Here is an 8,989-nt window from a genome sequence, read left to right as displayed (position 1 = left end):
CGGCGGGCCGCCGAGCGCGGAACGCGGGCAGCTGCACGCCGAGGTGGACCGGGACGCCACCGGGCGGCTCGCCGGTCTCGGCCGGGAGTGGGGGGTCACGGTCGCGTCGATCGTGCACGCCGCGTGGGGCATGCTGCTCGCCGCCGAGTGCGGCCGTGATGATGTCGTGTTCGGCACGACGGTCTCCGTGCGCTCCGCGCGCGTGGCGGGCGTGGCGGAGCTGGTCGGTCCGGTGGTGAACACGATCCCGGTCCGGGTCCTGGTCGACCGGGCGAGCCCGGTGGCCTCGGTGGTGTCGGCGGTGCACGCCGGCCAGGCCAGGTTGGCGGCGCACCAGCATCTCGGGCTCGGTGACGTGCAGCGGCTGGCCGGCTGGCCAGAGCCGTTCGACACGTTGGTGGTGTTCGAGAACACCGCGCTGCAGCCGGGTCGGGTCACGGCCGGGCCGGACGCGCCGAGGGTGGCCGGGGTCGAGGTCGTCGAGGACTCCCACTACACGTTCAGTGTCGTGGTCACCCCGGGCGAGCGGCTGGTGCTGCGGGCGACCTACCGGCCGGAGCTGCTCGCGCCCGACCGGGCCGAGGCGCTGCTCGCGCGGCTGCGGTCGGTGGTGTGCCGGCTGGGCGCTCAGCCACGCGCCTCGGTGGCCGACGTGCTCGACTGAGCCGGCCACCGGGAACGCACCGAGTCGTCGTCGAACGCGACCAGCGCGTCGGTCGCGCCGAGCCGGCGGGCGAGCGCGGCCAACGTCGGGCCGAGCAGGCCACCGGCGGGCACCGGATCCACGCCCAGCAGCCACGCCCCGGCGCGTTCGGCCCGGTGGCGCACGCGGTGCTCGCCGCCGGCGAGCCGCACGGTCGTGCTGGTCTCCGCGCCGTCTGGCAGGCCGGGCACCGGACACCACAGCGAGCACGACGGGACCGCGCGCACGGTGTCGCGGACCGCCCGCTCCAGCTCGGCGTGCCGCACGCCGTGGGTGTCGCCGTCCTGCACGGCGCGGTTGAGCAGGCGGGTGGGGAACTCCGGCCAGCCGGCGCGCAGCCCCAACCCGGAGACGTGTCGCGGGTTCAGCTCGGTCATCAGGAAACCGGACTCGCCGAGCACCCCGTCCACACTGAACATGCCGCGATAGCCGGCCGTCCTGGCCAGCTCGGCGCCCAGTGCCCTGGTGTGCTCCCGAATCTCGTCGACGGCCGACGCGTCCGGTCGCCACCAGGTCGAGGTGCCGCCGTAGACCAGCCGGCCGCTGGCGGGCACCCGCAGGGTGACGATCTCGAACGGGTCGAAGACCGCGACGCCGTCGGGCAGCACCATGGCCAGCACGCTGCACGGCACGCCGGGGACGAAGGCCGCCACCCGCACCCGGTCCGCGGTGTGCCGCACGTCCTCGACCGCGGTGCGCAGCTCGTCGTGGTCGCGCACCCAGCGCAGGCCGTGCGCGCTGCCGGTCGCGCCATCCCTGGCGTCGGCCGCCAGCACGACCCCGCGCCCGGCGTCCACCCTGGCGGCGATGGCGGGCAGCGCCGGGTCGCCGGCCGAGGTCACCTCGTGGGGCGGGGACGGCACGCCGACGCGGCGGCACAGCTCGTCCACCCGCGTCTTGTCCTCCCAGGCCGCCCACGCCGGCCGCCAGCGTCCCCGCGCCGGCCGGCCGCCGAGGTCGGTCAGCTGGGCGTAGGTGGTGCCGAACACCGCCCAGTCGCGGGCCGGGTCCAGCGCGTCCAGCCAGGCCAGCAGCTCCGGCGACGGGTCGCACAGCCACTGCTCGAAGCGGCTCGGACTCAGGTCGAGCCCGTGGTCCGCGCAGCTCCACACGTGGTCGACGCCGAGCGCGGCCGGGCGCCGGGTGTTGAGCACCACGGCACGCACCGTCGCGCCCGCGCGCCGCAGTTCCTCGGCCAGCGCCAGGATGCCGCCCCGGACATGTTCGGCGACCAGCACCACCGACCGCCCCGCCCATTCGCGCCGCACCGAGTCGGCGACCTGGTCGAGCGCGCTCACCCGCGCGCTGTGTGGACGGCGTCGAGGAGTGCGTGGACGTCGGACTCGGTGGTGTAGCTGGCGATGCCGGCGCGGACGGCCGACGGGTCGGCCGGGGACACCGCGCGCAGGGCCGGGGTCGCGTAGAACGAGCCGTGCCACACGCTGACGCCCCGCTCGGCCAGCCGGTCGGCGACCTCGTCCGCCGAGCGGTGCTCGACCTGGAAGGACACCACCGGGACGCCCGCGCCGGGGCCGAGCACCCGGACCCCGGGCAGCGCGTCGAGCCCGGAGCGCAGCGTGGCGGCTAGGGTCGCCTCCGCGCGGGCCACCGCCGCGCGGTCCCAGCCGCGCAGCACCGCGGCCGCCACCCCGGTGCCCAGCACCGCCTCGAAGTTCGTGGTGCCCAGGTCGAGCCGGCCGGGCAGGTCGTCGCCTGCCGATGGCACCTGCTCGACCAGTCGCAGCGGCTCGGCGACCTCGTCGGTCAGCCACAGCGCGCCAAGGTGCGGGCCGTACCACTTGTAGGCCGACGTGACGAACGCGTCGGCACCCCACCCGGCCACGTCGACCGGCAGGTGGGCCACGGCCTGCACGCCGTCGACGAACACCCTGGCCCCGGCCGCGTGCGCCGCCGAGGTGATCGCCGGCAGGTCGGGCACCGAGCCGAGGGCGTTGGAGGCCGCGGTCACCGCGACCCACGCGGTACGCGGCCCGATCAGGTCGGTGACCGCGGCGGCGGGCAGCACCCCGTCCCGGCCGAGCCGCGCGGTGCGCACCACCGCGCCGCGGGCGGCGGCCATCGCCCGCCACGGCAGCACGTTCGCCTCGTGATCCAGCTCGGTGCACACGATCTCGTCGCCCGGCCCGATGGTCGGGGCGAGCGCCCGGATGACCATGGTGGTCAGCACGGTCATGTTGGCGCCGAAGAGCACCTGGCCGCCGGGGGCGCCGAGCAGGTCGCGCACCCGGCCGGCGGCCCACTCGACGATCCGGTCGGAGTACCGGCTCGCCGGAAACGCGCCGTGGTCGTTGGCCACGTGCTCGCTGCCGAGATAGGCGGCGATCGCCTGGCCGACGGCGGCGTGCACCAGCGTGCCGCCCGGGCCGTCGAACCGGCTGACTCCCGTGCGCAGCCCGGGGAACTGCGCCGGCATCGGCTGGTCGGCCATGGCCGGCAGGTCGATCCCCAGGTCGAGGTCGAGGACGTCCATCAGCGCGCCCCGGCCGGGTGCGGGCCGATCGGCCGCTGGCCGAACCCGTCCTCGAGTCGCTCGTAGGCCGGACGCGGCCTCGGCAGGTGGATCAGCACCCGCTTGAGCCAGCGGTCGGTGCCGTCGTAGCGCGGCACGAACGGCGCCCGGCCGTGCACGGCCACGTCGTTGTCGATGAGCAGCAGGTCGCCGGGGCCGACCGGCACCGTGCGGCTGCACGCCTCCAACTGCTCGCCGAGCGCCCGGTAGGCCGAGGTGAACTCGGGGTCCGCGCGCAACACCGTGGTGTAGGAGGGGTCGTAGCGCAGGCACAGCCCGTCCTCGGCGTCCCACACGGTCATCACCCCACTGTCCGATGTGGACTTCGCGGTGGCCGGGTAGGAGTCGTCCGGCAGGATCGTCACCGCCTGGCGGCGCAGGTGGGCCAGCTGCGCGGCGGACAGGGTCGTCTCGCGGACGCTGGCCACCCGGCTGCCGGTCCCGGTCGGGTTGCGCACGCAGGCCAGCAGCAGCAGCGCGGCGCGGTCGGGGTGGAAGGAGTCCTCGGTGTGCCACTCCAGCGAGGTGAGGCTGCTCGCGCCGACCTGCAGGTGCTCGGAGCCCCTGCTGGGCACGATGTCGTGCACCAGCCGCCCATCCTGCTGGCCAGCCCAGCCGATCACCTGGCCGATGACCGCGCCGGCCAGCAGCACCGCGATGTCCAGCGCGTGCGCGTCGATCCCCCGCTCGGCACCCCACGAGGCCGGGGTGGGTCCCGCGTCGCGGACGTCGAGCAGGCCGGGGATGACCCGGTAGCCGGTGGTCCGGTCCGGCAGCGGCACCAGCGGGGTGAGCGCGTCGACCAGCTCGGCCGGCACCTCGTCGAGGAACTCGGCGAACGTGGTCTGGGCGGTCGCGCCCCGCCGGGCGAGGGCCGCCGAGGTGTCCGCCAGGAGCCGGACGGCCCGGCGGTGGGTACCGTCCACGCCGGGAACGACCATGAGGCTCCTTCATCACAGACGGGGAACACGGTCACTGTGACCCAGGCACGCGGCCCTGTGATGTCGGGTCTTCTCCGGACTCGGCCGGTGCCGGTGCGCTCGTCGATGATCGGCGCATGGCGGACGGAGGACAGCCGGCCGGCCCGGTCGTCGACCACGACGTCTCCTTCCCCGGCGACCTGCCGGCGGCGCTGGTGGTCGCGGCCCACGCCACGGTGGTCGGGCTGCTCGGCGGCGACCGCCAGGTGCGCGTCGGGTGCCGGGTGGGCACGGAGGTCCTGACCTGCCAGGTGGATCTGGCCGACCGCACGTGGCGGGAGCTGGTCGAGCACGTCGGTGCGGCGCTGGCCGAACTGGGCGTGGACACCGGTGACCCGGCCTGCGAGACCGTGCTGCCCGACGGGGTCGTACTCGGCCTGACCCGCCATCCCGCCGGCCTGACCCTGCGGTGTCGTGCGGAGCCGGCCGTTGCCGCGCGGATCGCCGGCTACCACGGCGCGGCACTGCGCGCGGCCGTGCGCGAGCCGGACCTGCCCCACCACCGGTCGTGTCTGCTCGCCGAGGAGGAGCTGCGGTTCCAGCTCGGCGAGTTGGCCGGCCGCGACCGGGACCTGCCGGACCGGCGGTGGCACGACCTGTTCGCCGACCAGGTACGCGACCACCCCGACCTGGTCGCCGTCGTGTTCGGCGAGCGGCGGCTCACCTACGGCGACCTGGACCGGGCGGCCAGGCGGGTCACCGCGACGCTGCTGGACCGGGGCGCCGGGCCGGAGGACGTGGTGGCGGTGTGCGCCGAGCGCCACCTCGACTGGGCGGCCGCGGTGGTCGGCGTGCTGCGGGCGGGCTGTGTGTACCTGCCGGTCGACCCGGGGTTCCCGCCCGCCAGGGTGACCGCGATGCTGACCAGGGCCGACTGCCGGCTCGTGCTGACCGACCAGGCCGGCCGGGCGGCCGTCACGGACGCCGTCACGGACACCACCGCCACGGTGCTCCCTCTGGACGCGTCCGCACCGGGCGACACGATCGCGGTGCCGGACATCGCGGTGCCGGCCGACCGGGCCGCCTACATCTACTTCACCTCCGGCTCCACCGGCGAGCCCAAGGGCGCGGTGTGCGAGCACGCCGGCATGCTCAACCACCTGCTGGCCAAGGTCGAAGATCTCGGCATCGCCCGCGGGGTGCCGGTCGCGCAGACCGCGCCGCAGTGCTTCGACATCTCGCTGTGGCAACTGCTCGCGCCACTGCTGGTCGGGGGCAGCAGCGTGCTCGTCCCACACGAGACCCAGCTCGACATCGGCCGGTTCGTCGACGAGCTGGCCGCCAACCGGATCGAGGTACTCCAGGTCGTACCGTCCTATTTGGACATCCTGCTCGGCGAGCTGGCGCGGCGAGCGCTGCCGGCGCTGCGGGTGGTGTCGGCCACCGGCGAGGCGCTCAAACCGGAGCTGGTCGACCGCTGGTTCGCCACCTGCCCGGCGACCAGGCTGGTCAACGCCTACGGCGCCACCGAGGCCTCCGACGACACCACCCACGAGGTGCTCACCGGCCCGCTGGGTGGCCGCGTCCCGCTCGGCCGGCCGGTGCCCGGCGCCCGGGTGCTCGTCGTGGACGAGCACCTGATGCCGGTGCCGCTCGGCGCGCCGGGCGAGATCGTGTTCGCCGGGGTCTGCGTCGGCCGGGGCTATGTCAACGATCCGGAGCGGACCAGGGCGGCGTTCGTGCCCGACCCCCACCGGCCGGGCGAGCGGCTCTACCGGTCCGGGGACTTCGGCCGGTGGGCGCCGGACGGCCGGCTGGAGTTCCTCGGCCGCCGCGACCACCAGGTCAAGATCCGCGGCTTCCGGGTGGAGCTGGCGGAGATCGAGGACCGCCTGCTGCGGGTGCCCGGGGTCCGTGAGGCGGCCGTGATCGTCGCCGGGAACGGCGCGGCGAACCCGAGTCTGGTCGGCTGCTACGCCGGCCCGCCGTCGGTACCGGTGCGCGCGGTGCGCTCCGCGCTGGCCAGCACACTGCCCGACTACATGGTGCCGGCACACCTGTTCTGGCTGGACCGCCTGCCACTGACGGAGAACGGGAAGGTCGACCGCACCGCACTCGCCACGATCACCGGGAGCACCGCCGAGCCGGTGCGCGCGCCGGTCACGCCGGCCGAATGGCGGGTGGCACGCGCCTGGGCGGCGGTGCTCGGCCTGCCGGTCGAGCGGGTGGACCGGGAACACCGGTTCTACGACCAGGGCGGCACGTCGTTGTCGGCGCTGCGGCTGACCATCGCCCTCGACGGCGGGATCTCGGTCGCCGACATCACCCGCCACCCGGTGCTCGCCGACCTGGCCACGGTGCTCGCCGGGGAGGCGGCGGCGGACACCGCGTCGCTGCACCGGCTCAGCCCGCCGGGCGAGCGCGGCCGAGGAGTGCTGGTGTGCTTCCCGCACGCCGGCGGCAACGCGGTGAACTACCTGCCGCTGGCCGACGCGTTGCGCGGCAGGGGACTCGCGGTGCACGCCGTGGAACCCACGGCGGCCGACGTGCCCACCACGGCCGAGACGGCCGCCGGGGAGATCGCCGCGCTCGGCACCACGCCGGTGTTCCTGTGGGGGCATTCGGCCGGCACGGCGGGCGCGCTGGCGACCGCCCGGCTGCTGCGCGACCGGGGTCACGCGGTGGCCAGGGTCTTCCTCAGCGCGCAGCTGCCCGGCGACGCCGTCGGCCGGCTGCGGTCGATCGACCGGACCGGCGAGCTGACCGACGCGCGGATCGTCGCGGAGCTGAGCGCGGAGAGCGGCCTGACCGAACTGGCCGGGTTGGACGACCGGAACACCACCCGGATCGCCTCGGCCTACCGCCGCGACAGCGACGCCGCCGACCGGTACTTCGCCGGCCTGCTGGCCGATCCGCCGGCACCGCTGGACGTCCCGGTCACCGTGGTGCTCGCGGCCGACGACCCGAGCACCCCCGAACCGGCCACCGCACACCTCGCCTGGCGGGCACTCGCCGCCCGGGTGGACCTGCACGAGCTGGCCGACGGCGGCCACTACTTCCTCACCACCCGGCCGGCCGAGCTGGCGCGTGTCGTCACCGCCGCGCTCGCCGGGCGATCCGACTGAACGCACAGGAGGCGATCGGTGCACGAGCTGGACAACTACGTGGACGGCAAGCGGGTGCCCGGGTCCGGGCGGGTGTGCACGGTGGTCGATCCGGCGACCGAGCGGCCGGTGGCGACCTACCGCGAGTCCACCGAGGCCGACGTCGGGTCGGCCGTGGACGCCGCGCGCCGGGCGCAGGCCGGGCCGTGGGCCGACACCACGCCGGCCGACCGGGCCGCGCTGCTGAGCGGGCTGGCGAAGGCGTTGCGGGACAACCGGGACACGGTGTGCGCCACCGAGTCGACCGAGACCGGCAAGCCGCTGCACAAGGCGATGCTGGCCGAGGAGTTCCCGCTGATCGTGGACGCGCTGGACTACTTCGCCGGCGCCGCCCGCGACCCGTCCGGGCAGCGCTCGGGGGAGTTCATGCCGGGCCGCACGTCGATCTTCCGGCGGGACCCGCTCGGGGTGGCGGGGCTGGTGACGCCGTGGAACTACCCACTGATGACCGCGGTGTGGAAGCTCGGCGCGGCGATCGCCGCCGGCTGCTCGGTGGTGCTCAAGCCGGCGCCGCAGACCCCGGGGACCACGCTGCTGCTGGCCGAGTACGCGACCGAGTTCCCCGACGGGGTGCTGAACGTGGTGCTCGGCGACGCGGTCACCGGGCGGGCCATGGCCGCGCATCCGGGGATCGCCGTGCTCAGCGTGACCGGCAGTCCCGACACCGGCCGGGACGTGCTCACCACCGGCGCCCGCTCACTCAAGCGGGTCGCGCTTGAGCTGGGCGGCAAGGCCCCGGTGCTGGTGTTCGACGACGCGGACGTGGCCGCCGCGGCCCAGGTCACCGCGCAGTGTCTCGCGGTGAACACCGGACAGGACTGCATCGCCGCCACCCGGGCCTACGTGCAGGACGGCTGCTACGACCAGTTCGTGGAGCGGCTGGTGGCCGAGGTCGAGACGCTGGTCGTCGGCGACCCGCGCGACCCCGACACCGACGTCGGCCCGCTCACCAGCGCCCGGCACCGCGACCGGGTCGAGGACTACGTGTCCGAGGCGATCGGGCTCGGCGCGCGGGCGCTGACCGGCGGCCACCGCCCGAAGGACACCACCGGCTACTACTTCCCGCCGACCGTGCTCGTCGACGTGCCGCCGCAGGCCAGGCTGGTGCGCGAGGAGGTATTCGGCCCGGTGCTGCACGTCGAGCGGGTGTCGGGCGAACGCGAGGCGCTGGCCCTGGCCAACGCCGTGGACTACGGGCTGTCGGCCAGCGTGTGGACCCGCGACCTCGACCGGGCCCACCGGCTCGGCCGCACGATCGCGGCGGGAACGGTCTGGGTGAACGACCACCTGAGCCTCGCCCCGGAGTTCCCACACAGCGGGGTGAAGGCCTCCGGTTTCGGCGTCGACCTGTCCCCCGCCGCGATCCACGAGTTCCAGTCCGTCAAGCACATCGTGATCGGTCCCGGATCGCCCGCCACGGACTGAAAGCCATCCAGGACTCGCGGTCGCGTTCAGCCGTCGAGTCGGCCGGTCTTCACCGCACCGCGGAACGCGGTGAAGGCCGCCGGGGTCAGCGGTAACGACCGGTCCTTGTTCTTGCTGTCTCGGGCGGCTGCCCAGTCCGCTCCCTGCGACAGCTCGACGCAGTTCTCGCCCCCGTCGCTCAGCGACGACCTTCGCCATCCCGCGTTCCTGGGGACCGGGGTGTGCATGCACGGACCTCCCTACAACT

Annotated in this window: 7 protein-coding genes; 3 read left to right on the top strand and 4 right to left on the bottom strand. The window is 75.2% G+C overall.

Annotation, left to right across the window (positions count from 1 at the left end; translation table 11 throughout):
* On the top strand, nt 1–664 hold a 664-nt coding region (locus ACYVIP_RS41510), incomplete at its 5' end, for a condensation domain-containing protein (protein ID WP_460406590.1).
* Here ACYVIP_RS41510 and ACYVIP_RS41505 read toward each other — a convergent pair.
* The 3 genes from ACYVIP_RS41505 to ACYVIP_RS41495 are packed head-to-tail and all read right to left on the bottom strand — an operon-like array spanning nt 628 to nt 4,174.
* Nucleotides 628–2,001, bottom strand: coding sequence for a hypothetical protein (locus ACYVIP_RS41505; RefSeq protein WP_460406589.1), 1,374 nt, complete (start codon nt 1,999–2,001; stop codon nt 628–630). The genes ACYVIP_RS41510 and ACYVIP_RS41505 overlap by 37 nt on opposite strands.
* Nucleotides 1,998–3,194, bottom strand: a complete 1,197-nt coding sequence (locus ACYVIP_RS41500) for an aminotransferase class V-fold PLP-dependent enzyme (protein WP_460406588.1) — start codon at nt 3,192–3,194, stop codon at nt 1,998–2,000. Before ACYVIP_RS41500 ends, ACYVIP_RS41505 begins: the two co-directional genes overlap by 4 nt.
* Nucleotides 3,194–4,174, bottom strand: coding sequence for a TauD/TfdA family dioxygenase (locus ACYVIP_RS41495; protein WP_460406587.1), 981 nt, complete (start codon nt 4,172–4,174; stop codon nt 3,194–3,196). The genes ACYVIP_RS41500 and ACYVIP_RS41495 overlap by 1 nt, the downstream gene beginning before the upstream one ends.
* A gap of 116 nt (nt 4,175–4,290) precedes the next feature.
* Between ACYVIP_RS41495 and ACYVIP_RS41490 the strand changes: the two genes are divergently transcribed.
* Both ACYVIP_RS41490 and ACYVIP_RS41485 read left to right on the top strand, forming a co-directional pair.
* On the top strand, nt 4,291–7,278 hold the full coding sequence (locus ACYVIP_RS41490; protein ID WP_460406586.1) for a non-ribosomal peptide synthetase family protein: 2,988 nt from the start codon (nt 4,291–4,293) through the stop codon (nt 7,276–7,278).
* A gap of 18 nt (nt 7,279–7,296) precedes the next feature.
* Nucleotides 7,297–8,742: an aldehyde dehydrogenase family protein gene (locus ACYVIP_RS41485; RefSeq protein ID WP_460406585.1), complete on the top strand. Its 1,446-nt coding sequence runs from the start codon at nt 7,297–7,299 to the stop codon at nt 8,740–8,742.
* A 26-nt stretch (nt 8,743–8,768) separates the two neighbouring features.
* On the opposite strand, the gene ACYVIP_RS41480 is transcribed toward ACYVIP_RS41485, so the two are convergent.
* Nucleotides 8,769–8,969 (bottom strand): DUF397 domain-containing protein, encoded by a 201-nt coding sequence (locus ACYVIP_RS41480; RefSeq protein ID WP_460406584.1) that lies wholly within the window; start codon nt 8,967–8,969, stop codon nt 8,769–8,771.
* Nucleotides 8,970–8,989 lie beyond the last annotated feature (20 nt).

Source organism: Actinophytocola sediminis (assembly GCF_054779715.1).
This window is presented reverse-complemented; position numbering and strand designations above follow the sequence as displayed.